The sequence below is a fragment of the Marmoricola sp. URHB0036 genome, from assembly GCF_000426045.1.
GTDB lineage: Bacteria > Actinomycetota > Actinomycetes > Propionibacteriales > Nocardioidaceae > Marmoricola.
Genome location: NZ_AUEP01000009.1, coordinates 23536 through 50520, shown reverse-complemented (window position 1 = coordinate 50520; position 26985 = coordinate 23536). Strand labels below are relative to the sequence as shown.

Below are 26985 nucleotides of genomic sequence, written 5' to 3'. Positions count from 1 at the left end.
AAGAGTGACCAGCAGTTCGCTCGCCGAGTCGAGCACCGAGACGACCAGCACCCAGGGCGGGACCCAGGCGGTCGACCGTGCTGCTGCGCTGCTCACCTACGTCGTCGAGGCCGACCACCCGGTCACCTTCGCCGAGGCCACCGAGGCCCTGGGCCTGGCCCGCTCCACCACGTCCCGGCTGCTCGCGGCGCTGGAGAACAACCGGTTGCTCGAGCGCTGCGCCCCGGGGGAGTACGTCGGCGGGCCGCTGTTCGTGCTCTACGCCGCCCGCCACGACCGCAACGCCCAGCTGGCCAGGCTCACCCGGCCGACGCTGGAGCGGATCGGTGACCTCACCGGCGAGGACGTCCACCTCGCGGTCGCCAACGGCAACCAGGTCGCCCACATCGCCAACGTCGACTCCACCTACCTGCTCGGCGCCCGCGACTGGAGCGACATCGAGATCCCGCCACACAGCTCGGCCCTCGGCAAGGTGCTGCTGGCGTGGGGCGCCATGCCCCGGCCCGCCGGTCGACTCGAGACTCCGACCGTGCACACCCTCGGCACCCGCGACGAGCTCGACGCCGATCTCGCGCAGGCCCGCTCCCGCGGCTTCGCCGTCACCCATGACGAGCTCGAGGTCGGCCTGGCCGGCCTCGCCGCACCGGTCTTCGGACCTGACAACGACGTAGTCGCCGCCGTGGGGGTTTCCGGCCCCACGGCGCGGCTCGAGCACCGGCTCGACGAGCTCGGTCGGCTGCTCAAGACCCACACGGAGGAGCTCTCCGAGCTGCTCCGTCGCGGGAGGCACACAGACTTGCAAGCAGGGGGCCCAGAAAGGGACACGGCATGACCACACCAGATGAAATCCTCAAGGGGCTCTACGACGAGACCCTCGTCGGCAACGCGCCCAAAGTGCTCGACCTCACCCACGAGGCGCTCACCATGGACATGGAGCCGCAGAGCCTGCTGTTCGATGCGCTCATCCCCTCCCTCGAAGAGGTGGGTGCCCGCTTCGAGCGCGGCGACTTCTTCGTCCCCGAGATGCTCATCGCCGGGCGGGCGATGGCCGGCGCCATGGAGGTCCTGCGACCCCTGCTGGCCGAGACCGGCGTCGAGACCATCGGCAAGTTCCTGATGGGCACGGTCAAGGGCGACGTCCACGACATCGGCAAGAACCTCGTCAACATCATGCTCGAGGGTGCCGGTTTCGAGGTGATCGACCTCGGCGTGCAGGTGGCGCCGGAGACGTTCGTGGCCAAGATCGAGGAGCACCAGCCCGACATCGTGGGGTTCTCGGCCTTCCTCACCACGACCATGCCGATGTTCAAGGCCAACATCAACGCGCTCCAGAAGGCCGGCATGCGCGACGACGTGATCGTGATGGTCGGCGGCGCCCCCGTCACCCAGGAGTACGCCGACGCGGTCGGTGCCGACGGCTACGCCGCCGACGCGTCGGGCTGCGTGCGCAAGGCCAAGGACCTCCTCCAGACCAAGCGCGCGAAGGTCCTCGCCTGATGAGCGCCCCTCTTCAGGAGACGAAGATCCGGTCGGCCTCCAAGGAGGTTGTGCTCGGCGGCATGCACCGCTTCTGCATCATCGGCGAGCGGATCAACCCCACCGGCCGCCGCATCTTCCAGGACCAGCTCCGCGCCGGCGACCTGTCGGCGATCGAGCGCGACGTCAAGGCACAGGTCGAGGGTGGCGCCGACGTGCTCGACGTCAACATGGGCGTGCCGCTGACCGACGAGGCCGAGCTGCTCGCCAAGGCGGTGACGATGATCCAGTCGCTGACCGACCTGCCCATCTGCATCGACAGCTCGGTGGTCGAGGCGCTGGAGGCCGGCCTCTCGGCGTACGAGGGGCGCGCGCTGGTCAACTCGATCACCGCCGAGGACGAGCGGATGGAGCAGATCCTGCCGCTGGTCAAGAAGTACGACGCCGCGGTGATCGCGCTGCCCAACGACGTCGACGAGATCCCGATGGAGCCCGACAAGCGGCTGATGCTGGTGGAGAAGATCGTGCGCGTCGCGACGCAGGAGTACGGCATCGCGCTCGAGGACATCGTCATCGACCCGCTGGCCATGCCTATCGGGGCCGACACCACCAACGGACTCGCGACCCTGGAGACGATGCGCCGAATCCGCGACACCTACGGTCTGAACATGACCTGTGGCTCCTCCAACGTCTCCTTCGGCATGCCCGGTCGCCACACGCTCAACGGCACCTTCCTGTCGATGGCGATGACCGCCGGGCTCACGAGCGCCATCATGGACGCGCGCACGCCCGAGGTGGTCTCCACCGTCAAGGCGACCGACCTGCTGCTCGGCCACGACGAGTGGGGTTCCGAGTGGATCATGCGGCACCGCCAGGCGCAGAAAGCGGCCCAGGAGGCAGCGGCCGCCGTCACGTGAGCTCCCCCGTCCAGGGCCAGCCGCCCGAGGAGCTCGCCACCTCGCTCGAGCAGGTCGGCCGCGAAGGTCTGCTGGCTCCGCCCGGCGCGGCCGTGGAGGCGCACGACGGCACCGGCCGCGTGCAGCTGTCCTTCACCGTCGCCGAGGGACAGGACCGCGAGGTCCGGGTACCGCCCGGTGTCAGCGTCTTCGACTCGGCGTCGTGGAACGGCATCGCGATCGACTCCACCTGCGGTGGCCACGGCACCTGTCACAAGTGCAAGGTGCGGCTCGACGTACGCACCCCGATCTCGCGGCACGACCGTCGTACCTTCTCCGACACCGAGCTCGGCAACGGCTGGCGGCTGGCCTGCCTCGCCACGGCGACCCAGGACCTCAAGGTCGAGGTGCCGCCGCTGACCACCCGGCCCAAGGCCGCGACCGTCGGTGTGGGCCGGCAGGTCATCCTGCGACCGGCCGTGCAGAAGAGGTACGTCGAGCTCGCCGACCCGAGCCTCCAGGACCAACGCACCGACCTGGTCCGGCTGACCGACGCCATCGACGACCTCGAGCTGACCGTCGACCTGCCGGTGCTGCGCCGGCTGCCGAAGGTGCTGCGCGAGGCCGACTTCAAGGTGACCGCCGTGGTCGTCGACGAGGCGCTCATCGACGTCGAGCCCGGCGACACCAGCGACCGCCGCTACGCGATCGCCTTCGACCTCGGCACGACCACGGTCGTCGCGACGCTGCTCGACCTCGGCCTCGGCACCCCGGTCGCCGTGGCCTCCCGGCTGAACAAGCAGCAGCCCTTCGGCGGCGACGTGATCACGCGGATCAGCGCCACGATGATGGATCCCGAGGCACTCGGCCGGCTCCAGTCGCTGGCCGGGGAGACCCTCGACGAGCTCGCGCTCCAGGTCTGCAAGGAGGGCGGTGTCGATCCGGCCTTCGTCTACGAGGTCGCGATCGCCGGCAACGCCACCATGACCGCGCTGGTGCTGGGCATCGACCCCGAGCCGCTCGGGGTGGCGCCGTTCGTGCAGACCACGTCGCAACCGCCCGTCGTGCTCGCCGACGACATCGGACTGCACCTCCATCCACGGGCTCGCGCGGCCTTCTTCCCGGCACTCGGCGCCTACGTCGGCGGTGACATCGTCGCCGGCATGCTGGCCACCGGCATGGACCGCGACAAGCGCACCCGCCTGTTCATCGACGTCGGCACCAACTGCGAGATCGTGCTCAGCAACGGCGACACCATCGTCTCCACCGCTGCCCCCGCCGGTCCTGCCTTCGAGGGTGGTGCGATCCGGTGCGGCATGCGCGCTGCCGACGGCGCCATCGAGGTGATCAAGCTCGACACGGCCGGCACCGTGGAGCTCTCGGTGATCGGCGACGTCGAGCCGCGCGGACTGTGCGGGTCGGGACTGGTCGACGCCGTGGCGGAGCTGGCCAAGGTCGGCCTCCTCGACCACAGCGGTCGCTTCGTCCCCGACGAGACCGCTGCCGAGATCGCTCCCGGTCTGTCCCACCGGCTCGTGAAGATCGGCGAGGAGCGGGTCTTTGTGCTGCACCAGCCGACGCCGGAGACCGAGGTGGCCGAGACGGTCTACCTCTCCCAGCGCGACGTCCGTGAGCTGCAGTTCGCCAAGGCCGCGATCTCGACCGGCTGGACGTTGCTGCTCGAGCAGCTCGGTCTCGAAGCCGGAGACCTCCAGCAGGTGCTGCTCGCCGGCTCGTTCGGCTCCTACCTGTCGCCCGCCTCCGCGATCCGCATCGGCCTGGTGCCCAAGCTGCCGGTGCTGCGCATCGTCTCCGCCGGCAACGTCGCCGGCGAGGGAGCGAAGATGGCCCTGTTGTCGCTGCGCGAGCGCGCCGGCGCGACCACGCTGCTGGAGGAGGTGGAGTATGTCGAGCTCTCCGACCGTCCTGAGTTCAACGACCGGTTCGTCGACCTCCTCGCCTTCCCCTAGGACGGCGCTGATCGCGTGCGGCGCGATCGCCCAGCCGGCTGGTCGGATCGTCGAGCAGCACGGCTGGCCGGTCGACGTACACCCGCTTCCCCCGCTGCTGCACAACCAGCCGCAGAAGATCGCCGGTGAGGTCGCCAGGCTGGCCGAGTCGCTCGCCTCGTCGTACGACTCCGTCGTGGTGGGGTACGCCGACTGCGGCACCTACGGCGCCCTCGACGACGTCTGCGAGCGGCTGGGACTGCGGCGGCTGGAGGGGCTGCACTGCTACGACGTGTACGCCGGCGCCGGCCGGATCGAGGCGTTCTTCGCCGACCAGCCCGGTACCTACCTGCTCACCGACTTCCTGGTGAAGTCGTTCGCGCGCACCATCGAGACCGAGCTCGGTCTCGACCGGTGGCCCGAGCTGCGCGAGGAGTACTTCCGCCACTACACGCGCGTCGTCTGGCTGGCCCAGGACGAGACCCCCGAGCTGCGTGCCCTGGCCGAGGACGCCGCCGCCCGGCTGGGCCTGCCCCTCACCGTCGTACCCACGGGCAACGGCGGCCTCGAACGAGCCCTGGAGCGGCTCGTCGGGGACTGATGGTTTCCCCGGGCGCCCGGGGAAACTGCACCCGGGCCGGCGATACTTCGGCCCACCGCCTCCAGATTCGCCCGCCCGCCCTGTCCGTTCGGTACGACGAACCAGTCAGTGCAGCTTCTCGAGCATCTCCTGGCGCCAGGCCTCGGTCGCGGCGATCTGGTTGAAGGTGAAGACGTGCAGGCCCTCGATGAGGGACTCCGGCTTCATCGCCGTGATGGCGACCTCCTCGAGGAATCGCTGACCGGTCCAGCCACCGGGTGCCGCGAGCTTGGCGAAGAAGCCGGCGTTCTTGGACAGGAAGCGGGTCGACTCCCCGACGCCGATCTTGGTGGCCATCGAGAGCAGCTTGGCGCGGTCGATCGGGCCGGGCAGCCCGAGCAGGACGGGCTGGGTGATGCCGCGGGCGCGCATCCGGTCGACCCAGGTCCTCACCGCGCCGGCGTCGAAGGTCAGGTTGCTGACGATGTGGGTGGCGTGCCGGCGCTTGTCCCACATCGCCTGGACGGTGAGGTCGTCGTGGATCTTGGGGTGCGACTCCGGGTACCCCGCGATGCCGACGTGCGTGAACGGCTTCTCCAGCCGGTTCAGGTCCTCGAGCAGGCTGAACGAGTCGGGGTAGACCCCCACCGGGTCGGCGTCACCGCCGGGGACGAAGACCGCGGTGATGCCCGCCTCGCCGAGCCGCGCGCGGATCTCCTCGACCTCGTTGAAGTCGTGGATCATGCGGGCGGCGAGGTGGGGCACCGCCATGTACCCGGCCCTGGCCAGCGACTCCGCCAGCGTCAGCGTCGCCTCGAGCCCCTTGGAGGCCGAGGCGGTCACCGTGACGGCGACGTCCTTCGGCACCGAGGCGAGCACCTTCTCCTCGGTCGTGGCCGTGGGCAGCACCTCGTAGCGAGCATGCTCGAGCAGGCGCTGGATGGCCTCGTTCTTGGTCTGTCGACCGCGGTGCAACTTGTTGCGCATGGTGAGACTCGTTTCGTGATACGCACCACTGATGCCTCAGGCTATCCCCGCGCACGGCACCCCCACAAGACATCGACAGGCCAGTTCTAGTCCCGCCGACCGGGCACTTCTGGTTGCCTGAAGCGCGGTGAGAGGGCACCTCTGGTTGCGCGAGGTACGCCGAGCGGGCACTTCTGGTTGCTGTGAGGCCGTCGACCGGGCACCGGATGCACGATGCTCCCACTCGGCGGGCTCGAGCATCGAGTGCCCGCTCGGCGTCGTACGAGCAACCAGAACTGCCCGGTCGGCGTCATAGGAGCAACCAGAACTGCCCGGTCGGCGTCGTAGGAGCAACCAGAAGGGCCCGGTCGGCGTCGTACGAGCAACCAGAAGGGCCCGGTCGGCGGCTACCAGATGCGGACGCGGTCCTCGGGGTCGAGCCAGAGGCCGTCGCCGGGCTGTACGTCGAAGGCCTGGTGGAACTCGACGAGGTTGCGGGCGATGTTGGCGCGGAACTCCGGGGGGCTGTGCGGGTCGGTGGTGAGGTATTGCATCGCCAGCTCCTTGCGGCGCTTGGTGCGCCACACGTAGGCCCAGTTCAGGAACAGCCGCTGCGGGCCGGTCAGGTCGTCGCGCACCGGGACGTCCTGGCCCTCGATCGAGATGAGGTACGCGCGGTGGCCGATCGTCAGGCCACCGAGGTCGCCGATGTTCTCGCCGACGGTCAGGGCGCCGTTGACGTGCTCGCCCGGGAGCTCGCGGGGCTCGAAGCGGTCGTACTGGTCGATCAGCGCCTTCGACTTCACCTCGAAGGCCGCCTTGTCCTCGGCGGTCCACCAGTCGTTGAGGTTGCCCTTGCCGTCGAACTGGGCGCCCTGGTCGTCGAAGCCGTGGCCGATCTCGTGACCGATGACGGCACCGATGCCGCCGTAGTTCTCGGCCGGGTCGGCATCGGCATCGAAGAACGGCCGCTGCAGGATGCCGGCCGGGAAGCAGATCTCGTTGGTGCCCGGGTTGTAGTAGGCATTCACGGTCTGCGGCAGCATGAACCACTCGTCGCGGTCGACGGGGGCGCCGATCTTGCGCAGTTCGCGGTCGGTCTCGAACGCAGTGGCGGCCAGCACGTTGCCGAGCAGGTCGTCGGCGCTGATCTCGAGGTCGGAGTAGTCGCGGAACTTCTTCGGGTAGCCGATCTTCGGCACGAAGGTGTCCAGCTTCTCGAAGGCCCGCTGCTTGGTCTCCTCGGTCATCCAGTCGAGGTCGGTGATCGAGCGACGGTAGGCCTCGAGCAGGTTGGCGACCAGCTCGTCCATCATCTCCTTCGACCGCGGCGGGAAGTGCCGGGCGACGTACTCGCGTCCGACCGCCTCGCCGAGCGCACCCTCGACCAGGCCGACGCCCCGCTTCCACCGCGCCCGCAGCTCGGGCGTGCCGGACAGGGTGCGGCCGTAGAAGTCGAAGTTGGCCTCGACGAACGCGCCCGAGAGGTACGCCGCAGCAGTGCGGATCGCTCGCACCGTGAGGAACGCTCGCCAGTCCTCGATCGGGGTGCCGGCGAGCACCGTCTCGAGGTGGGCGAGGTACGACGGCTGCCGTACGACGGTCTCGGCGATCGTCGCCTCGCTGCCACCCAGCGCGGTGATCCAGGCGTCGAAGTCGAAGCTCGGCAGGGTCGCCCTCAGCTCGTGGAGGGGGGTGAGGTTGTAGGTCTTGATGACGTCGCGCGTCTCGGCCCGCTCCCAGTGGCCCTTGGCCAGCCGGGTCTCCAGTGCGACGACCAGGGCGGCCGTGCCCTCGGGATCGGGACGCTCGGCCAAGGTGAGGATGCGGGTGAGGTAGGCGAGGTACTTCTCGCGGATCTCCGCGAACTTCTCCTCGCGGTAGTAGCTCTCGTCGGGCAGCCCGATGCCGCCCTGCAGGACGTTGACGATGTAGCGGTCGGAGTTGCGGTCGTCGGAGTCGACGTACGACCCGAAGAAGCCGCTGCCGCCGCGGCGCTCGAAGGCACCGAGGAAGGTCGCCAGCTCGGCGAGGTCGGTGATGCCCTCGATCTGCTCGAGCAGCGGCAGGATCGGCGTGTGGCCGAGCGCCTCGACACGCTCCTCGTCCATGAAGCTGCCGAACAGGTCACCGATCTTCTTGGCCTCGGGGCCGTGGACCTCACCGGCGGCCGCGCCCTCGATGATCTCGCGGACGTGCTCCTCGGCGGTGTCGGCGAGCATCACGAACGGGCCCCACGACGAGCGGTCGCCAGGGATCTCCGCGGTGTCCAGCCAGGCACCGTTGACGTGGCCGAAGAGGTCGTCCTGGATGCGGATGTCGGGGTTCATGCCCTCGCGGGCGTCGTCGAGAATCGTCACTCCGGCAATCTACCCGCGGGGCATAGGATCGGGCGCCATGCACCAACCCCAGGTCTGCATCATCGGAGCGGGGTCGTCGGGGATCACCGTCGCCCAGGTCCTCGCGTCCCGCGGCGTCGCGTTCGACTGCTTCGAGGCCGGCAGCGGCATCGGCGGCAACTGGCGCTACGGCAACGACAACGAGATGTCCTCGGCCTACGAGTCGCTGCACATCAACACCTCGCGGCAGATGATGGAGTACGCCGCCTACCCGATGCCCGAGTCGCTCCCGGACTACCCCGACCACCGCCAGATCGCGCAGTACTTCGACGACTACGTCGACCACTTCGGCCTCCGCGACACGATCACCTTCCGCACCGAGGTCACTCGCGTCGCCCCGGTCGGCAACGGCTACGAGGTGACCGTGCGCTCGCGCGACGGCGGCGAGCCCGAGACCCGTCGCTACCGGGAGGTCGTGGTCGCCAACGGCCACCACTGGGACCCGCGCTGGCCCGAGCCGTCCTTCCCCGGTGCCGATTCCTTCCCCGGGACGCAGCTGCACGCGCACTACTACCGCACGCCCGAGCCGCTGGTGGACAAGCGCGTGCTCGTCCTCGGCATCGGCAACTCGGCCTGCGACATCGCCGTGGAGTCGTCGCGTGTGGCCCGCTCGACCGACCTGGCCATGCGACGCGGCGCGCACATCCTGCCCAAGTACATGTTCGGCATCCCGACCGACCGGCTCACCGACTCACCGCTCGTGAAGGCACCGCTCAAGGTGCAGCAGACGGTGATGGCCGGGCTGCTCCGGCTCTCGCTCGGCAAGGTCACCGACTACGGGCTTCCCGAGCCCGACCACGCCGTGCTGCACGCGCACCCGACGGTCAGCCAGGACCTGCTCAGCCGCCTGGGTCACGGCGACATCACCGTGCGACCGACGATCGACCGCTTCGAGGGGTCCAAGGTCTTCTTCGCCGACGGCAGCTCGGGGGAGTACGACGTGGTCGTCTACTGCACCGGCTACAAGGTCACCTTCCCGTTCCTCGGTGACGAGGTCGTGCGCGCCGAGGACAACCACGTCGAGCTCTATCGGCGCGTGGTGCACCCGGACCATCCCGGGCTCTACTTCGTCGGGCTGATCCAGCCGCTCGGGGCGATCATGCCGCTGGCCGAGGCGCAGGCCGAGTGGATCGGCGACCTGGTCACCGCAGCCGGCAGGCTCCCTTCGGTCCGGGAGATGCGCGCCCAGATCGCGTCGTACGACCAGGCGTTGCGCAAGCGGTTCGTCGCCTCCAAGCGGCACACCATGGAGGTCGACTTCCACGCCTACCGCTCCGAGATCGCGCGCGAGCGCAAGGAGTCCCGCAAGCGGGCCAGGCGCTGAGCGTCAGGGCAGGTCGAAGACGAGCAGCGTGCTGGTCGCCGTGGCCACCACCGCGCCCGACGCGTCGGTCACCACGCCCTCGGTGAAGCCGACGCGCGAGCCGGCCTTCACCACCGTCCCCACAGCGGTGAGCTGACCGCTGCTGGCCCGCACCGCCTTGAGGTAGTTCACCTTGATCTCGACCGAGGTGTAGCCCTTCCCCTGCGGCAGCGTGGTGTGCAGCGCGCAGCCGGCGACCGAGTCGAGCAACGTGCAGACGAGGCCGCCGTGCACCGCTCCGATCGGGTTGTACGCCGACTCGTCCGGCGTGCAGGTGAACACCACCCGACCCGGCTCGGCCTCGGCGAGGTCCATCTGGATCAGCTGCGAGCTGGGCGGCGGCGGGATGGTGCCCGCGACGATGGCCCGGATGTAGTCGATCCCCGCCATGCCCAGCCCGACCTCTGCGGCCCGGGTCGGGTCCTGCCAGGTCACGGTGCGCGAGCGCTCCGGACCCCAGTCGGCGTCCTCCAGGGCGGCGTGGGCGTCGGTCAGCTGGTCGGTCATCGGGCCTCCTGGCGGCTTCGGACGGTGCGGTGTCGCGGCAGGTCGGGATCGTCGGGCGCGACCGCCCACTCCCGACCCCAGTCGAGCAGCGCGTCGAGCACGGGCACCAGCGCCCGACCCGACTCGGTGAGGTGGTAGTCGAAACGGTCCGGCCCGCTCTGGTACTGCCGTCGCTCGACGACACCGGCTTCGGTGAGGGCCTTCAGCCGGGCCGTCACCCGGTCACGAGGAGCGCCGGTGCCGGCCACGATGTCGGTGAAGCGGTGCGCGCCCAGCCCGAGCTCGCGCACCACGAGCAGTGCCCACCTTTCGCCGACCACCTCGAGACCGGCGGCGATCGGGCAGGGCCGACCGGGGAGGTCGGCAAGCGGGATCTGCGTGGTGGACACGCCTGCTAGGTTCTCCCTCATGAGTTTGAAAGTCAAACCGACTCCCCGCGACGGAGTCACCCACCATCCGTTGACCCTGGTCTCGCTGGGGACGGCCCTGGTGCTGGTCACCTACGTCACGCCGATGGCCACCGTGCCGCAGACCGCCCTCGACCTCGGTGCCTGATCGGGAGCGCGGGCCTGGATCCTGAGCTCGATGAGCGTCGGCCTGGCCGCAGCCCTGCTGGCGTCGGGCGCGCTCGGCGACGCGATCGGTCGTCGACGGGCGTACGCCGCTGGGCTGCTCCTGCTCGGCGTCGGCTCCCTCGGCTGCGCGGTGGCGCCGAGCACCACCGTGTTCGTGGGCGCCCGGGTCCTCGAGGGAATCGGCGGGGCAGCCGTGCTCGCCTGCGGACTGGCGCTGCTGGCCCACGCCTTCAGCGCGCCGGCTGACCGGGCGCACGCGACCGGCGTCTGGGGCGCGAGCGTCGGACTCGGCATCACCGCAGGTGCGCTCCTGGCCGCCGGCCTCGACGTCGGAACCGGATGGCGGGAGACCTATGTCGTCGTGGGCCTGGTGGCGCTCGCGCTGGTGCTGCCCAGCGGCAGGTGGCTGCCCGACTCGAGGGCGGAGCACCCGCGGCGCCTCGACGTGGCCGGCCTGGTCCTGCTCGCGCTGGCCCTGACCCTGCTGGTCAGTGCCCTGACCGAGTCGCGGTCGGGGCTACATCCGACGACCGTGCTGCTCTTCGCGGCGAGCCTGGTCTCGCTGGCGGCGTACGCCGTGGTCGAGTCGCGTGTGGCCGAGCCGATGCTCGACCTGGCGCTGCTGCGCACACCGGGTTTCGTGGCCGCCACCTTCGGTGCGCTGGTGCTCGGTGCCGGCGTCATCGCGATGACCTCCCACGTGCCCACGCTCGTGCAGGTCGGCCTGCATGGCTCCCTGTGGACGGCGACGTGGCTGATCACGGCGTGGTCGGCCGCCAGCGTGCTCACCTCCCTGCTCGTACGCCGCGTCCGGACCCGGATGTCCGGGCCGACCCTGATCGCGTCCGCGTTGGTCGTGGTCGGAGCCGGCCAGCTGCTGGCCCTGGGACTCGGGCCGACCTCGAACCCGTGGCAGCTGCTCCCGGCCATGGTGGTCGCCGGACTGGCGACGGGGGTGCTGAACGCCGTGCTCGGCCGGGAGGCAGTGGCCTCGGTGCCGGGCGACCGAGCCGCCATGGGCAGCGGCTCGAACAACACCGCTCGCTACCTCGGAGCGGCCTGCGGGATCACGGTGTTCTCGGTGCTGCTGAGCCATGCCGGCACCGGTGCCGGAGCGGCCGGGCTGGTCGACGGCTGGTCGGTCGCGGTGCTCGTGGCGGGTCTCGCGTCACTGGCGGGGGCTGCCGTGATCGGAGTGATTGCCGCATATACCACAACTCCGGCACAAATGGATAGGGGTGTGATGGAGAAAGCATGACAAACGTGGACACTTGCGCTCCGGTCTAGCCCGATTTAGGAGTTTAAGTACGTTTGAGTCCGTTTTGTTGGCATCTGTCAGCAACTTGGTGGAACCTTCAATCACCGGCCCGACAGTGAGGTCGGAACTGAATCTGCGAAGGAAGACACCATGTCCGTTCTCAACATCTCCTCCAAGAAGCTCATCGTCGGCGCGGCCATCCCGATGGCCGTCGTGGCCTCCGGCGCGATGGTCTGGCAGTCGTCGTACTCGGCGTTCTCCGCGACCACCGCCAGCCCCACGAACAACTGGTCGGCCGGCACCGTGGCCCTGTCCGACGACGACAGCAACACCGCGATGTTCACCGCCAGCAACCTCAAGCCCGGCGCCACCGGCACCAAGTGCATCGCGGTCACCTCGACCGGTTCGCTCGCCTCGACGGTGAAGCTCTACGGCACCAACTACGACACCACCAACGGCCTCGCCGGCAACCTCAACCTCAAGATCGAAGAGGGCACCGGCGCCACCACCGCGAGCTGCACCGGCTTCACCGGCGCCTCGACCCTGTACGACGGCGCGATGAGCGCCTTCGGCACCACCAAGACCAGCTTCGCCACCGGCGTGAGCAGCTGGGCCCCGACCGGCGGCACGGCCACCAAGGCCTACCGGATCACCTACTCCCTCAGCTCGAGCACCCCGGACTCCGCCCAGGGCGGCACCGCGGCCCTCGGCTTCACCTGGGAGTCCCAGAACAGCTGATCGCTGTCCTGACCGCTACACACGAGAGACGTCATTTCGCAGATGAACATCCACGTCCCAGCCCAGCGCCCGGCGCCGGACCAGGCCGCAGCACCCGCTGCTCCTGCTCCGGAGGCCGTGGCGCCGGGCTGGGGCCGGGTGCTGCGAGTCACCGTGGCCCGCGCCTCGCTGGCGATGGTCGTCGCGCTCGTGATCTGGTCCGTGCTGCCACTACTGGCCGGCTGGACCCCCCGCGTCATCCTCTCCGGCTCGATGGAGCCGAGGATCCACGTGGGCGACATCGTCGTCACCCGTACCGTTCCCGGTGCGAGCGTGACCAAGGGGCAGGTCATCACCGTCAAGGACCCCGACCACCCCGCCAAGACGCGCACCCACCGGGTGCTGCGCCGTGCCTCCGACGGCACGATCGTCACCAAGGGTGACGCCAACCCGCAGGCCGACTCGAGCCACATCTCCAACGAGAACGTGCTGGGCCTCGGCGTCGTCCGGGTCCCCTACGTGGGTCGACCGGCGTACTGGATGGCCGAGCAGAACTGGCTCGCCCTGGGCGCCACCACACTCTTCCTCGGCTGGTGCATGGTCACCGTCCTGCCCGGCTCCCGCAAGCCCGAGGACACCGACGGCGACGACCAGAACGGTCCCTCCGGCGTGACCCGCCGCTACGCGCGTTCGCGCCGCGCCGCCGCGACCGTCGCCGTCGCCGCCATGGTCGTCGGAGCCGCCACCGGCCCGGCCGAGGCCGCGTTCAAGCGGGTCGCCGCCAACCCCGCCAGCGTCTGGTCGGCGGCCGCCTCGTTCGGCGGCTACTCCGACTCGGTGCTTGCCGACTCCCCCCAGTTCTACTGGCGCCTGGGCGAGAGCAGTGGAACATCTGCGGCCGACGCCAAGAACGGCCGGACCGGTCAGGTGACCGGCACCTACACGTGGGGCAAGAGCGGAGCGATCGCCCGGCAGAGCTCCGAGACCGCGCTGGGCGTGGACGGCGGCTACGTCAACCAGCCGACCTCCCTCTCCAGCGGCACTGCCTTCTCGGTCGAGACGTGGTTGAAGACCACCAGGAGCACCGGCGGTGGACTGGTCTCCTTGATCACCGGCACCGGCCCGGAGCGCTCGCTCTACATGGGCGCCGACGGCAAGGTGCGCTTCGGCCGCAACGGCACCGCCCTGGTGACCAGCACGACGGCGCTCAACGACGGCTCGTGGCACCACGTCGTGTACACCAACGCCGGCTCGGGATCGGTCCGCGCGAAGCTCTACGTCGACGGCGCCCTGGTCGCCCAGTCAGCGACCGGCGTGACGGCGACGACCTCGGGCAACTGGCGCGCCGGCCAGGCGCAGTGGAGCGGCAACTGGCCCGGCACCCCGGACCAGTACTTCCGCGGCGACCTCGACGAGGTGGCGGTCTACGGCACCACGCTGACCGCCCAGCGCGTGACCGCTCACTACGCCAGCTGACCACCCAGAATAAAAGTCAGGCTTGACTGTTTGTTGCTGACCGGTAACGATGCAGGGGTGACCAGCGCCAAGGTCTCCCCGGCCCGGGTGCCGCAGGAGGAACGCACCCGCGTGATGCGGCAGCGGCTCCTCGAGGCCACGGTCGAGTGCCTGGTGGAGCACGGCTGGAGCGGTACGTCGACCACGCTCGTCTCCCAGCGGGCCGGCGTCAGCCGCGGCGCCCAGCTGCACCACTTCCCGACCAAGGACGACCTCGTCCTCGCCGCGGTCGAGCACCTCACCGAGCGACGGGGGGAGGAGCTGCGCGAGGCGGCTCGCCATCTGCCCCAGGGCAGGCGCCGCACGCGTGCTGTGCTCGAGATGTTCGCCGACCACTTCACCAGCCCGGTGTTCACCGCTGCCCTCGAGCTCTGGGTCGCCGCGCGCACCGACGAGGCGCTGCACGCGGCCGTCGTACCCCTGGAGCAGCGGGTGGGCCGCGAGGCGCACCGGATCGCGATCGAGGCGCTGGGTGTGGACGAGAGCCGGCCGCGGGTGCGCGAGCTCGTGCAGGCCACGCTCGACCTCGTCCGCGGGCTCGGCCTGGCCAACACGATCACCGACGACACCGCCCGCCGCGACCGCATCCTCTCGGCCTGGGCGCACACCCTGGACAGGGAGCTGCAGGCATGACCGACCTTCTCGACCAGGTGCTCCGCGACCTCGACGCCGAGGGCGCCGCACTCGAGACCATGGTGGCGCCGCTCGACGACGCGGCCTGGCGTACGCCGACCCCGGCAGCCGGCTGGACGATTGCCACCCAGGTCGCGCACCTCGCCTGGACCGACGAGGTGGCCGTCGTCGCGGCCACCGACAAGCAGGCCTGGGACGAGCTCGTCCTCGCCGCGATCGGGGACCCCGACGGCTTCGTCGACCAGCAGGCGCTCGAGGGCGCGAAGGCCGACCCGGCCGACCTGCTCGCACGCTGGCGCCGCGCGCGCCCCGCGTTGCAGGAGGCGCTGCGCGGCTTTCCCACCGGCCAGAAGATGCCGTGGTTCGGACCGCCGATGAGCCCGACCTCGATGGGCACGGCCCGGTTCATGGAGACCTGGGCGCACTCGCTCGACGTGGCCGAGGCGCTGGGGATCGAGCCCGAGCCGACCGACCGGATCCGGCACGTCGCCCATCTCGGCGTGCGCACCCGCAACTTCGCGTTCGGGGTGCACGCGTTGCCGCCGCCGACCGAGGAGTTCCGGATCGAGCTCACCGCGCCGTCGGGAGAGCTGTGGGAGTGGGGTCCGGTCGACGCAGCACAGTCGGTGCGCGGGTCGGCGTACGACTTCTGTCTGCGGGTCACCCAGCGCCGCCACCGCGACGACCTCGACCTCGTCGCCACCGGTCCCGACGCGAACCAGTGGCTGGACATCGCGCAGGCCTTCGCCGGTCCTCCCGGCCAGGGACGTGGACCGGCATGAGCGACACGCTCAGGATCGGCAACTGCAGCGGCTTCTACGGCGACCGCCTCTCCGCCATGCGGGAGATGGTCGAGGGTGGGGTCGACGTCGTGACCGGCGACTACCTCGCCGAGCTGACCATGCTGATCCTCGGCAAGGACCAGCTCAAGGACCCCTCGCTCGGCTACGCCCGCACCTTCGTCACCCAGGTCGGCGAGTGCCTCGGCACGGCGCTGGAGAAGGGGGTGCGCATCGTCGCCAACGCCGGCGGGCTCAACCCCGCCGGGCTGGTGGACAAGCTGCAGGAAGTGGCCGAGGAGCAGGGCCTCTCCCCGAGGATCGCCTGGGTCGACGGCGACAACCTCGCGCCGCGCGCCGCCGAGCTCGGCTTCGGCGGGGCGTTGACCGCCAACGCCTACCTCGGCGCGTTCGGCATCGCCCGCGCGCTCGAGGCCGGCGCCGACATCGTGGTGACCGGTCGGGTCACCGACGCCTCGGTCGTCGTCGGACCGGCGATCTGGAAGTTCGGCTGGGCACCGGAGCAGTACGACGAGCTGGCCGGCGCCGTGGTGGCCGGCCACGTCATCGAGTGCGGCACCCAGGCCACCGGTGGCAACTTCTCCGGCTTCCTGGACCTGCCACGTGATGCGCACCCACTGGGCTTCCCGATCGCCGAGATCTCCGCCGACGGCAGCAGCGTCATCACCAAGCACGACGGCACGGGGGGTCTGGTCTCGGTCGACACGGTCACCGCGCAGCTGATGTACGAGGTGCAGTCGACCCACTACCTCGGCCCGGACGTCACCGTCGACCTCTCCACCATCGAGCTCGCTCCCGACGGTCCTGACCGGGTGCGTGTCTCCGGCACCCGCGGCCTGGCTCCGCCCCACCAGCTCAAGGTCTGCGTCAACGAGCTCGGCGGTTTCCGCAACCAGCTGGAGTTCGTGCTCACCGGCCTCGACCTCGAGGAGAAGGCCGCCTGGCTGCGCGCCCAGCTCGGCGGCCGCATCCAGGCTGCGTCGGTGACGTGGTCGATGGGCCAGCCGCCGGCGCCCGACTCCGAGAGCGAGGAGGGGGCATCCGTGCTGCTGCGCTGCGTCGTCAAGGACGACAACGCCGCTGCGGTCGGCAAGCCGTTCACTGCTGCTGCGATCGAGCTCGCCCTCGCGTCGTACCCCGGGTTCACGTTGACGGCTCCTCCCGGAGCCCCGTCGCCGTACGGCATCTACCGGCCGGCGTACGTCGACCGCGACGTCGTCGAGCACACCGTGCACCTGCCCGACGGGAGCAGCGAGGTGGTGCAGGACCCGCAGGTGGCACGGCAACCCGAGCCGGAGACGAAGCACGACCCCGCCAGCACCGACTCGATCCCCGGCATCGCCGACGACGCCATCACCCGGCGCGTCCCGCTCGGCACCTTCGTGCACGCGCGCTCGGGTGACAAGGGTGGTGACGCCAACGTCGGCCTCTGGGTGCGGGCCGGCGAGAGGCAGACCGAGCGCTCGCAGTGGCTGCGTCAGTTCGTCACCGTCGACCATCTCCGCACCCTGCTGCCGGAGGCCAAGGACCTCGACATCGAGGTCTTCGAGCTGACCAACCTGCACGGTGTGAACGTGCTGGTCCACGGACTGCTCGGCGACGGCGTGGCAGCCAGCACCCGGTTCGACCCGCAGGCCAAGGGTCTCGGCGAGTGGTTGCGCTCGCGGCTCGTGAACATCCCGGAGGAGCTGCTGTGAGGCTGCAGGAATCCCCGGCTAACCGGGTACTCATGGTCGATTGGGGCGTTGCAACACCCCAAAGGAGCATGCACTGCCCGAAGAGTGGGGTCCACCGATGACCTGGACGCCGGAGCAGCTGGCTCTGCAGGACTCCACCCGCGCGTTCGTACGCCGGGAGGTGGAGCCGCACCTCCAGGAGTGGGAGGACGACTGCGAGGTCCCGCGCTCGCTCCACCTTGCCGCCGCCAAAGCCGGGCTGCTCGGGGTGTCCTTCCCCGAGGAGGTCGGCGGGCAGGGCGGGACGCTGCTCGACTCGGTGGCGCTGCAGGAGGCGTTCTTCGAGGCGGGCGGGTCCTCCGGTCTGGCGGCCGCACTGTTCACCGGCGGGATCGCGCTACCCCACATGGCGGCGCACGGCACGCCCGACCAGATCGACGCGTTCGTGCGGCCGACGTTGGCCGGGGAGAAGATCGGCTCGCTCGCGATCACCGAGCCCGGGGGTGGGTCCGACGTCGCCGGCATCACCACGACCGCCGTACGCGACGGGGACTGCTACGTCGTCAACGGCGCCAAGACCTTCATCACCAGCGGTGTCCGCGCGGACTTCGTCACCACGGCCGTGCGCACCGGCGACTCCGCCACTCAAGGGGGCCATCGCGGGGTCAGCCTCCTCGTCGTGGAGAAGGGCACGTCCGGCTTCACCGTCGACCGGTCGCTGGCCAAGATGGGCTGGCACTGCTCCGACACCGCCGAGCTGTCCTACGTCGATGCGCGCGTCCCGGTGGCCAACCTGGTCGGCGAGGAGAACAGCGGCTTCTACCTGATCGCCGAGCAGTTCGTGGTCGAGCGGATCGCCCTGGCCGTGCACGCCTACGGCATCGCCGCCCGGTCGCTTGCGCTGACCGCCGCCTATTGCCGGGAGCGCGAGACGTTCGGCAAACCGCTGATCGCCAACCAGGTGGTGCAGCACAAGCTCGTCGACATGCACAGGCGGGTCGAGGCGGCGCGGGTCTACACGCGCGAGATCGCCGCTCGCCATGTCCAGGGAGAGAACGTGATTGCCGAAGCCTGCCTGGCCAAGCAGACCGCAGTCGAGGCGTGCGACCACGTCGTCGACCAGGCCGTGCAGCTGCACGGCGGCACCGGCTACATGCACGGGACCGAGGTGGAGCGGCACTACCGCGACGCCCGCATCCTCGGCATCGGAGGAGGAGCGACCGAAGTGCTCACCGACCTGTCCGCACGACTGTTGGGATACACGCCGTGAAGGGCCACGTCTCGGTCTGGATGGAGGCTCCGCCCGCGAAGGTGTGGGACCTCGTCAGCGACGTCACCCGCATCGGCGAGTTCTCGCCGGAGACCTTCGAGGCCCGCTGGCGCCGTGGGTACGACGGGCCGGCCGTCGGCGCGAAGTTCAAGGGCCACGTGAAGCGCAACGGAGTCGGTCCGACGTACTGGTCGGCCTGCACCGTCACGGCCTGTGAGCCCGAGCGGCTCTTCGAGTTCGCGGTCGGCACCGACGACGTCAAGGTCAACAACTGGGGCTACCGGCTCGAGCCGCAGGACGGAGGCACCCTCGTCACGGAGTACTTCCGCCTCGAGCCCTCGCTGCCCATGCGGCTCTACTGGATGCTGCTCGGCCCGTTGCGCGGACGCACCAACGCCAAGGGCATGCGCACCACCCTCGAACGGATGAAGGAGGTGGTCGAGCGATGAGCAACCGCGAAGCGATGCTGGAGAAGCTGGCCGACCTCGAGACCGAGCACGCCAAGGCGGTCGCGGGCGGCGGGGAGAAGTACGTCGAACGCCACCACGCGCGCGGCAAGCTGATGCCGCGCGAGCGGATCGAGCTGCTCATCGACCCCGGCAGCGCCTTCCTCGAGCTGTCGCCACTGGCGGGATGGGGCTCCGACTTCACCGTCGGTGCGAGCGTGGTCACCGGCATCGGCGTGATCGAGGGCGTCGAGTGCATGATCACCGCCAACGACCCGTCAGTGAAGGGTGGCGCCAGCAACCCGTGGACGGTGAAGAAGATCTTCCGCGCCTCCCAGATCGCCGAGGAGAACCGGCTGCCGACGGTCGCGCTCGTCGAGTCCGGGGGAGCGGACCTGCCGACGCAGAAGGAGATCTTCATCCCCGGCGGCAAGCTGTTCCGTGACATCACCCGCTCCTCGGCGGCCAAGGTCCCGACGATCGCGCTGGTCTTCGGCAACTCCACGGCCGGCGGCGCCTACGTCCCGGGCATGAGCGACTACACCGTGATGGTGAAGGAGCAGGCCAAGGTGTTCCTCGGTGGCCCGCCGCTGGTGAAGATGGCCACTGGTGAGGAGTCCGACGACGAGTCGCTCGGTGGCGCGGAGATGCACGCGCGCACCTCGGGTCTCGCCGACTACCTCGCCGTGGACGAGTACGACGCCCTGCGGATCGGTCGCCGGATCGTGGCCCGACTCAACCGCCAGAAGCCCCGTGCGTCATACGAATTGAGGCCTAGAGGCCACGATTCGTATGACGCAAGCGCGCCCCTCTTCGCCGAGCCGGCGGGCGACGTCGAGACCCTGCTCGACCTGATCCCCACCGACCTCAAGGAGCCGTTCGACCCGCGCGAGGTGATCGCGCTGATCTGCGACGGGGTCTCGGAGGACAACGGCGCGGTGTTCGACGAGTTCAAGCCGCTCTACGGTCCCTCGCTGGTCACCGGTTGGGCGAAGCTGCACGGCCACCAGGTCGGCATCCTCGCCAACGCCCAGGGCGTGCTGTTCTCCGAGGAGGCGCAGAAGGCGACCCAGTTCATCCAGCTGGCCAACCAGATCGACGTACCCCTCCTCTTCCTGCACAACACCACCGGCTACATGGTCGGCAAGGAGTACGAGCAGGGCGGGATCATCAAGCACGGCGCCCAGATGATCAACGCCGTCAGCAACAGCACCGTCCCGCACCTCTCGATCATCATGGGGGCGTCGTACGGCGCCGGTAACTACGGCATGAACGGCCGCGCCTTCGACCCGCGCTTCCTGTTCACCTGGCCGAGCGCCAAGTCGGCCGTGATGGGTCCAGCACAGCTGGCCGGGGTGCTCAGCATCGTGGCAAGGGCGGCGGCCGAGGCCAAGGGCAAGGAGTACGACGACGAGGCCGACAAGGGCATGCGTGAGTTCGTCGAGGCCAGTGTCGAGGAGCAGAGCCTGCCGTTCTTCCTCTCCGGGATGCTGTACGACGACGGCGTGATCGACCCGCGCGACACCCGGACCATCCTCGCCATCTGCCTCTCGGTGATCACCGCCAATCGCCAGGTCGAGGGCACCAGCCGCTTCGGGGTGTTCAGGACATGACGATGATCAAGAGACTCCTCGTTGCCAACCGTGGCGAGATCGCCCGGCGCGTGTTCGCGACCTGCCGTCGGCTCGGCATCGAGACGGTCGCGATCCACTCCGACGCCGATGCCGGTCTGCCGTTCGTGCGCGAGGCCGACGCGGCGTACGCACTCTCCGGCAGCACACCGGCCGAGACCTACCTCCGTGCCGACCTGGTGCTCGAGGCCGCCCGCAGGACCGGCGCCGACGCGATCCATCCCGGCTACGGCTTCCTCTCCGAGAACGCCGACTTCGCGCGCGCCGTCATCGCCGCCGGCATCACCTGGGTCGGACCGGCGCCCGAGTCGATCGAGCAGATGGGCTCGAAGATCGCGTCGAAGAAGCTGATGGAGGCCGCCGGCGTACCGGTGCTGACCAACCACAGCGTCGAGACCGCGAGAGAGAAAGACCTGCCACTGCTGGTGAAGGCATCGGCGGGCGGAGGCGGACGCGGCATGCGCGTCGTACGCACCCTCGCCGACCTGCCCGGCGAGGTGGCCAAGGCAGAGTCCGAGGCCCAGTCGGCGTTCGGTGACGGCACCGTCTTCATCGAGCCGTACGTCGAGCACGGCCGCCATGTCGAGGTACAGGTGCTGGGCCACCGCGACGGCGTCCTCGTCCTCGGTGAGCGCGACTGCTCGATCCAGCGCCGTCACCAGAAGGTGGTCGAGGAGGCGCCGGCGCCCAACCTCGCCGACCAGACCCGTGCGGCCCTGCACGAGGCGGCACGAGCCGCGGCTGCCGCCATCGACTACCGCGGCGCGGGAACGGTCGAGTTCCTCTACGACGCCGAGACCGAGCGCTTCTTCTTCCTGGAGATGAACACCCGGCTCCAGGTCGAGCACCCCGTCACCGAGCTGGTGCACGGCGTCGACCTGGTCGAGGCGCAGCTCACCGTGGCCGAGGGACGGCCGCTCGACCTGCGCGTGATCGGCGAGACCTACGGGCACGCGGTCGAGGTGCGGCTGTACGCCGAGGACCCGGCCCACGACTGGCAGCCGCAGAGCGGCGTGCTGACGCGGTTCGAGGTCCCGGGTGTCTCCGGAGAGTTCGACCTGCTCAACCGCCCCGGCCTGCGCGTCGACTCCGGCTTCGAGTCGGGCAGCGAGGTCTCGACGCACTACGACGCGATGCTGGCCAAGGTGATCGCCTGGGCCCCGTCGCGCCAGGAGGCGGCTCGCAAGCTGGCCGACGCCCTTGCCAAGGCACAGCTGCACGGCCTGGTCACCAACCGCGACCTGCTGGTCGAGATCCTCCGGCACGACACCTTCCTGTCGGGCGAGGTGAGCACCGACTTCTTCGACCGGACAGCGGTCATCGAGTCGAGCGCACCGGGAGATCCGGACCCGCACCTGTTGTTCGCCGCGGCCATCGCGCTCGCCGAGCGAGACCGGTTGCGTCGACGGGTGCAGCAGGGGGTTCCTGTCGGGTGGCGCAACGTGGTCTCCCAGCCACAGCGCACCGTGCTCGCCGCCGGGGACACCGAGCACGTCGTCGAGTGGCACGGCGGTCGCGACGGCTATGCCTCCACGTCGGACGACGTGCGGGTGCTGTCAGCCTCGCCGAGCGAGGTCGTGCTCGAGGTCGACTCCATCAGGGTCCGGTTCCACGTCGCCATCGGCCCCGGCGACGCGGTCGCGGTCGACGCTCCGGTCGGCTCCGCGCAGCTGCGCGTCGTACCCCGCTTCGTCGACCCCGCCGACGTCGTCGCGCAGGGATCCCTGCTCGCGCCGATGCCGGGCACCGTGATCGGCGTACCCGTCGAGGACGGAGCCGAGGTCACCGCCGGGCAGCCGGTGCTGGTGCTCGAGGCGATGAAGATGCAGCACACGATCAACGCGCCCACTGGCGGAGTCGTCACCGACCTCGTCGCCGTGGGCCAGCAGGTGGCGGCGGGAGATGTCCTGGCCGTGGTGAGCGACAACGAAGGAGAAGAGTCATGAGCAGCTTCACCGAGTCCGAGGAGCGCCAGACCCTGCGCCGCGAGGTGGCCAAGCTGGCCTCGACGTACGGTCGCGAGTACTTCACGCGCCAGGCCCGAGCCGGCGAGAAGACCACGGACCTGTGGCTGGCGATCGGCAAGGCGGGCTACCTCGGCATCAACATCCCCGAGGAGTACGGCGGCGGTGGCGGCGGTATCGGTGACGTCGCGGCCGTCTGCGAGGAGCTGGCCGCGCAGGGCTGCCCGCTGCTGATGATGGTCGTCTCGCCCGCGATCTGCGGGACCGTGATCAGCCGCTACGGCACCGAGGAGCAGAAGCGTCGCTGGTTGCCGGGCATCTGCGACGGCACCGAGACGATGGCGTTCGCGATCACCGAGCCCGACGCCGGCACCAACTCGCACAACATCACCACCACCGCGCGACGTGACGGCGACGGGTGGCTGCTCAAGGGGCAGAAGATCTACATCTCCGGTGTCGACGAGAGCAAGAACGTGCTGGTCGTCTCGCGCACCGAGGACGCCAGGACCGGCAAGCTCAAGCCGTGCCTGTTCGTCGTACCCACCGACGCCCCGGGCCTCTCCTTCACCCCGATCCCGATGGAGATCGTCAGCCCCGAGCTGCAGTTCCAGGTGTTCATCGACGACGTGCGCCTGCCCGCCGACGCGCTGGTCGGTGACGAGGACGGCGGCCTCGTGCAGCTCTTCGCCGGCCTCAACCCGGAGCGGATCATGGCCGCGTCGTTCTCGACCGGGCTCGCCCGCTACGCGCTCGACCGGGCCACGGACTACGTCAAGGGCCGCGAGGTCTGGGGCGCCCCGATCGGCTCCCACCAGGGCATCGCACACCCGCTGGCGCAGTCGAAGATCGAGATCGAGCTGGCCCGGCTGATGACCCAGAAGGCAGCGGCCCTCTACGAGGAGGGCGACGACATGGGCGCCGGCGAGGCGGCCAACATGGCCAAGTACGCCGCTGCCGAGGCCGCCTGCGACGCGGCCGACCGCGCCGTACAGAGCCACGGCGGCAACGGCATCACCCAGGAGTACGGCGTGGCCGGACTCCTCGTCGCCGCCCGCGCCGGCCGGATCGCCCCGGTCAGCCGGGAGATGATCCTCAACTTCGTCGGCATGCACTCCCTGGGTCTGCCGAAGTCATACTGATCACTCGTCTGGAAGGAACCGCATGACCGAGCTGGTGCACTTCGGCCTCACCGACGGGGTCGCCTCGATCACTCTCGACTCCCCGCACAACCGCAACGCGCTCTCGCGACGCTTGGTGACCGAGCTGTTCGACGCGCTCGACCGGACCGAGGCGGAGCAGGATGCGCGCGTCGTACTCATCCGCTCGGCCGACCGGGTGTTCTGCTCGGGTGCCGACCTCAGCGAAGCAGCCGACGGCGGCATGGACGAGGGCACCAGGGCTCTGGTCGAGCTGCAGCGTCGGCTGGTCACCCACTCCCGGCCGGTGGTCACCCGACTGGCCGGACCGGTCCGCGCCGGCGGCCTCGGCATCGTCGCCGCCAGCGACATCGTGGTGTGCAGCGACGACGTCACCTTCGCCTTCACCGAGAGCCGGCTCGCCCTCGCGCCCGCAGTCATCTCCCTGACGGTCGTGCCACGGCTGACCAGCCGGGCGGCCGCCGAGACCTTCCTGACCGGCCGTACCTTCGACGCCGCGGAAGCCGCCACGATGGGGCTGGTCACCCGCGCGGTCCCCGCCGAGGAGCTCGACGATGTCGTCATCGAGGTCTGCACGGAGCTGAAGAAGGCCCACCCCCAGGGCCTGCGCGAGACCAAGGCACTCCTGGCCCGCGAGCTTGTCGCCCGGATCGACTCCCAGGCCGACGACATGGCCGCACTCAGCGCCCGCCTGTTCGGCTCCGACGAGGCCCGCGAGGCGATGACGGCCTTCCTGAACAGGAAGAAGTAGGAAGAGGTTCGAGCGCTCTGTAGACCTGCCAGGTGGAAGGTCTACGTAGCGCGGCAGGACGCGGCTTCGGACGACTCACCGGCGAAGAGCTGAGCAGGCCCATCCGCACCTACCGGTGTGCGGTCCCCCTAGCGGCTGAGCGTCGCCTCGCTGTCGATCCCGCCGAGCTTGGCCGGGTTACGGACGGCGTAGATCCGGGTGATCCGTCCGTCCTCGACCACGAAGCTCAGGGCGGTGTCGTACCCGTCGTCGACCCCGATGACCCGGGCGCCGACCGCGCCGTTGAGCAGCATCGGCAGGATCTCGGCGGCTGGGGCGAACCGGGGGAACGGCCGGAGCAGGTTGGCGACCTTCTTGGCGCCGACGACCGGTCTGACGACAGCCTGGGCGACCCCGCCGCCGTCGGCGACGAGCACGACGTCCGGAGCGAGCACCTCCATCAGTGCCTGCAGGTCCCCACCGTTGACGGCGGCGAGAAAGCGGTCCACGACGGCCTGCTGCTCCGTGGCGCTGACCTCCATCCGCGGACGCCGCGCGGCCACGTGCTCCCGCGCCCGGTGCCCGATTTGGCGTACGGCGGCCGTTGACTTCTCGATGGCCTCGGCGATCTCGGCGTACGGCATGTCGAACACCTCACGCAGCACGAACACCGCACGTTCTGTGGGCGTGAGCGTCTCGAGCACGGTCAGCATCGCGAACGACACACTCTCGGCGAGCTCGACGTCGTCGGCCACGTCCGGGGTGGTCAGCACCGGCTCGGGCAGCCACTCGCCGACGTACTCCTCGCGACGGCGCGCGTTGGCCCGCAGCCGATCGAGCGCTTTGCGCGTCACCATCCGCACCACGAAGGCGCGTGGGTCGCGGACCTCGTCGCGTGCCGCCTCGCCCATCGAGTCCCACCGCAGCCAGGCCTCCTGCAGGACGTCCTCGGCATCAGCCGCTGAGCCGAGCATCTCGTAGGCGACGGTGAACAGCAGGCCGCGGTGAGCGACGAACGGAGCGTCCGACACGCTCACGACCCTACGGCGGACGGTTGCGCGAGCGGCTTGAGGCCGCACGCGGCGGCGAACCCGTCGGACTCGATGCCCATCGCGATGTTGGGACGGGTGGTGAAGTTGGCGAACGCGACCACCGCCGAGAGCTCGACGAGCGCCGCGTCGCCCAGCTGGTGGCGCAGCCCCGCCACCATCTCGTCGGTCACCGTCGGGGGTGTGACCGTCATCGCCTCGGCGTACTCGAGGACGTCCCTCTCGAGGGAGGAGAAGGCAGCCGACTCGCGCCACCGCGGAACCTCGCGGGCCTTGTCCATGTCGAGGTTCTTGTTGTGCGCCTCGAAGTAGTTGAAGTCCAGGCACCAGCTGCAGCCCACCTGCGAGGCGACCGCCATGTGCGCGAACGACTTGAGCTGCTCGTCGCAGGCGTCCCACTTCTGGACCTTGCTGCCCGCAGTGGCCATGCTCATCAGCACCTTCTGGTTGTGCCAATAGACACCGAGCGAGCTCGGCACCTGACCGAGGGTCTTCTTCGCGAACCGCTTGAGCAGCGCGCCCTTGAAGCCAGTGATCTCGGCGGCGGGGATCCTCGTGATACCGGTCATGTCATCCTCCTCTGAGAGCGTGATACGACATACAGACGCCGACCACGACCGATCTGTGACATCAAGCTGTGGCGAGGGGACGCCCAGGGTCAACGGCCGGTGAGTCCCTGCGCCGGCAGCGACACCCAGCCACGCACGAACGCCGACTCATGACGTACGCCGGCCGCAGCGCGCGCTTGTTCGGCTCCGACGAGGCCCGCGGGGCGATGACTGCCTTCCTGAACAGGAAGAAGTAACTTCCTTGCCTTCAAGAGCGATGCGCCTTGCCGCTCAGTGCGAGCGATGGGCGGCGTGCAGGATCGCGCGCAGCTCGTCGGGTACCTCGTGGAGGTACTCGTCCTTGCGTAGATATCCGTGAGCGCCCAGGGCCGTGCACGTCCTGGCCTCGCGGCTCGATGTGTCCCAGGACGACAGCATCACCACCACCGCTGAAGGCACCTGGCTACGGATGAGTTTCAGGGCTCGGAGCCCGTCCATGACCGGCATCGTGACGTCGAGCAACACGAGATCGGGACGGTGGGCAAGGACTGCCGTCACGCCGGACTGGCCGTTGTCGGCCTCGGCCACGACGGTGAAGTGGCCGTCCCGCTCCAGGAGCAGACGCAAGAGCTGGCGCATGTCGTCGACGTCGTCGACGACGACTGCGCGGACGGGCGTGGGCGTCTTGCGGTTCACGGGGGGGGCCTCTGGGCAACGCTGCGGGGACACGTCAACCTGGGCAGCGGCGTGTGCGGACATGAGTGAGAGCCAGCGGATCGGGTCTCGGGTCACGACCAGCTGGCTCTCGACAGAACCGTAGCCACCGGGACTGAACACGAACTGGGAAGGGGCCAAGAAGCCTCTGTGCCGGGAGCGTCGG

26 protein-coding genes are annotated in these 26985 nt (G+C 69.8%); 19 read left to right on the top strand and 7 right to left on the bottom strand.

The window, feature by feature from the left end:
- Nucleotides 1-4 precede the first annotated feature (4 nt).
- Genes H976_RS25780 through H976_RS0111090 form a run of 5 tightly spaced genes read left to right on the top strand, consistent with a single transcriptional unit; the run spans nt 5 to nt 4922 of the window.
- Entirely contained in the window at nt 5-832 is an 828-nt protein-coding gene (locus H976_RS25780; RefSeq protein ID WP_051276700.1) for an IclR family transcriptional regulator, read from the top strand.
- Complete coding sequence (locus H976_RS0111105; RefSeq protein ID WP_036225939.1) at nt 829-1497, top strand: corrinoid protein; 669 nt, start codon at nt 829-831, stop codon at nt 1495-1497. The genes H976_RS25780 and H976_RS0111105 overlap by 4 nt, the downstream gene beginning before the upstream one ends.
- The gene (locus H976_RS0111100) at nt 1497-2393 is read left to right on the top strand and encodes a methyltetrahydrofolate--corrinoid methyltransferase (protein ID WP_027861606.1); all 897 of its coding nucleotides are present in this window, start codon (nt 1497-1499) and stop codon (nt 2391-2393) included. Before H976_RS0111105 ends, H976_RS0111100 begins: the two co-directional genes overlap by 1 nt.
- Complete coding sequence (locus H976_RS0111095; RefSeq protein WP_081682834.1) at nt 2390-4342, top strand: ASKHA domain-containing protein; 1953 nt, start codon at nt 2390-2392, stop codon at nt 4340-4342. Before H976_RS0111100 ends, H976_RS0111095 begins: the two co-directional genes overlap by 4 nt.
- Nucleotides 4278-4922 carry a DUF1638 domain-containing protein gene (locus tag H976_RS0111090; protein WP_081682833.1) on the top strand — a complete coding sequence of 215 codons (645 nt, stop codon included), beginning with the start codon at nt 4278-4280 and terminating at the stop codon, nt 4920-4922. Before H976_RS0111095 ends, H976_RS0111090 begins: the two co-directional genes overlap by 65 nt.
- 105 nt (nt 4923-5027) lie before the next feature.
- Here H976_RS0111090 and H976_RS0111085 read toward each other — a convergent pair whose 3' ends face one another.
- Entirely contained in the window at nt 5028-5888 is an 861-nt protein-coding gene (locus H976_RS0111085; RefSeq protein WP_051276699.1) for a methylenetetrahydrofolate reductase, read from the bottom strand.
- A gap of 386 nt (nt 5889-6274) precedes the next feature.
- Nucleotides 6275-8227 (bottom strand): M13 family metallopeptidase, encoded by a 1953-nt coding sequence (locus tag H976_RS0111080; protein WP_027861602.1) that lies wholly within the window; start codon nt 8225-8227, stop codon nt 6275-6277.
- 37 nt (nt 8228-8264) lie between these two features.
- On the opposite strand from H976_RS0111080, the gene H976_RS25775 reads away from it, so the two are divergent.
- Nucleotides 8265-9590 carry an NAD(P)/FAD-dependent oxidoreductase gene (locus tag H976_RS25775; protein WP_036225937.1) on the top strand — a complete coding sequence of 442 codons (1326 nt, stop codon included), beginning with the start codon at nt 8265-8267 and terminating at the stop codon, nt 9588-9590.
- A gap of 3 nt (nt 9591-9593) precedes the next feature.
- Here the strand turns inward: H976_RS25775 and H976_RS0111070 are convergent, their stop codons facing one another.
- Entirely contained in the window at nt 9594-10136 is a 543-nt protein-coding gene (locus H976_RS0111070; protein ID WP_027861601.1) for a PaaI family thioesterase, read from the bottom strand.
- Nucleotides 10133-10525 (bottom strand): helix-turn-helix domain-containing protein, encoded by a 393-nt coding sequence (locus H976_RS0111065; RefSeq protein ID WP_027861600.1) that lies wholly within the window; start codon nt 10523-10525, stop codon nt 10133-10135. Before H976_RS0111065 ends, H976_RS0111070 begins: the two co-directional genes overlap by 4 nt.
- A gap of 19 nt (nt 10526-10544) precedes the next feature.
- Here H976_RS0111065 and H976_RS29940 point away from each other — a divergent pair, with 19 nt between their 5' ends.
- From H976_RS29940 to H976_RS0111005, 13 genes are all read left to right on the top strand, one after another.
- Nucleotides 10545-10691 (top strand): hypothetical protein, encoded by a 147-nt coding sequence (locus tag H976_RS29940; protein ID WP_155918168.1) that lies wholly within the window; start codon nt 10545-10547, stop codon nt 10689-10691.
- A gap of 18 nt (nt 10692-10709) precedes the next feature.
- The gene (locus H976_RS25770) at nt 10710-11969 is read left to right on the top strand and encodes an MFS transporter (RefSeq protein WP_369759027.1); all 1260 of its coding nucleotides are present in this window, start codon (nt 10710-10712) and stop codon (nt 11967-11969) included.
- A 150-nt stretch (nt 11970-12119) separates the two neighbouring features.
- Nucleotides 12120-12707: a TasA family protein gene (locus H976_RS31000; protein ID WP_027861599.1), complete on the top strand. Its 588-nt coding sequence runs from the start codon at nt 12120-12122 to the stop codon at nt 12705-12707.
- A 42-nt stretch (nt 12708-12749) separates the two neighbouring features.
- Complete coding sequence (locus tag H976_RS0111050; RefSeq protein ID WP_027861598.1) at nt 12750-14162, top strand: signal peptidase I; 1413 nt, start codon at nt 12750-12752, stop codon at nt 14160-14162.
- Nucleotides 14163-14219: 57 nt separating this feature from the next.
- A complete protein-coding gene (locus H976_RS0111045; RefSeq protein ID WP_027861597.1) occupies nt 14220-14834 on the top strand; it encodes a TetR family transcriptional regulator in 615 nt (204 codons plus the stop codon).
- Nucleotides 14831-15616: a TIGR03084 family metal-binding protein gene (locus tag H976_RS0111040; RefSeq protein WP_027861596.1), complete on the top strand. Its 786-nt coding sequence runs from the start codon at nt 14831-14833 to the stop codon at nt 15614-15616. The genes H976_RS0111045 and H976_RS0111040 overlap by 4 nt, the downstream gene beginning before the upstream one ends.
- Nucleotides 15613-17331 (top strand): acyclic terpene utilization AtuA family protein, encoded by a 1719-nt coding sequence (locus tag H976_RS0111035; protein WP_027861595.1) that lies wholly within the window; start codon nt 15613-15615, stop codon nt 17329-17331. The genes H976_RS0111040 and H976_RS0111035 overlap by 4 nt, the downstream gene beginning before the upstream one ends.
- A gap of 97 nt (nt 17332-17428) precedes the next feature.
- Nucleotides 17429-18580, top strand: coding sequence for an acyl-CoA dehydrogenase family protein (locus H976_RS0111030; RefSeq protein ID WP_027861594.1), 1152 nt, complete (start codon nt 17429-17431; stop codon nt 18578-18580).
- On the top strand, nt 18577-19029 hold the full coding sequence (locus H976_RS0111025; protein WP_027861593.1) for an SRPBCC family protein: 453 nt from the start codon (nt 18577-18579) through the stop codon (nt 19027-19029). Before H976_RS0111030 ends, H976_RS0111025 begins: the two co-directional genes overlap by 4 nt.
- Nucleotides 19026-20639 carry an acyl-CoA carboxylase subunit beta gene (locus tag H976_RS0111020; protein ID WP_027861592.1) on the top strand — a complete coding sequence of 538 codons (1614 nt, stop codon included), beginning with the start codon at nt 19026-19028 and terminating at the stop codon, nt 20637-20639. Before H976_RS0111025 ends, H976_RS0111020 begins: the two co-directional genes overlap by 4 nt.
- 2 nt (nt 20640-20641) lie before the next feature.
- Entirely contained in the window at nt 20642-22603 is a 1962-nt protein-coding gene (locus tag H976_RS0111015) for a biotin carboxylase N-terminal domain-containing protein (RefSeq protein ID WP_027861591.1), read from the top strand.
- A complete protein-coding gene (locus tag H976_RS0111010) occupies nt 22600-23760 on the top strand; it encodes an acyl-CoA dehydrogenase family protein (RefSeq protein ID WP_027861590.1) in 1161 nt (386 codons plus the stop codon). The genes H976_RS0111015 and H976_RS0111010 overlap by 4 nt, the downstream gene beginning before the upstream one ends.
- A gap of 22 nt (nt 23761-23782) precedes the next feature.
- A complete protein-coding gene (locus H976_RS0111005; RefSeq protein ID WP_027861589.1) occupies nt 23783-24529 on the top strand; it encodes an enoyl-CoA hydratase-related protein in 747 nt (248 codons plus the stop codon).
- A 128-nt stretch (nt 24530-24657) separates the two neighbouring features.
- On the opposite strand, the gene H976_RS0111000 is transcribed toward H976_RS0111005, so the two are convergent.
- From H976_RS0111000 to H976_RS25765, 3 genes are all read right to left on the bottom strand, one after another.
- On the bottom strand, nt 24658-25545 hold the full coding sequence (locus H976_RS0111000) for an RNA polymerase sigma-70 factor (protein ID WP_369759021.1): 888 nt from the start codon (nt 25543-25545) through the stop codon (nt 24658-24660).
- On the bottom strand, nt 25542-26126 hold the full coding sequence (locus H976_RS0110995) for a carboxymuconolactone decarboxylase family protein (protein WP_027861587.1): 585 nt from the start codon (nt 26124-26126) through the stop codon (nt 25542-25544). Before H976_RS0110995 ends, H976_RS0111000 begins: the two co-directional genes overlap by 4 nt.
- 270 nt (nt 26127-26396) lie before the next feature.
- Nucleotides 26397-26801 (bottom strand): response regulator transcription factor, encoded by a 405-nt coding sequence (locus tag H976_RS25765; RefSeq protein WP_036226000.1) that lies wholly within the window; start codon nt 26799-26801, stop codon nt 26397-26399.
- Between the last annotated feature and the right edge of the window lie 184 nt (nt 26802-26985).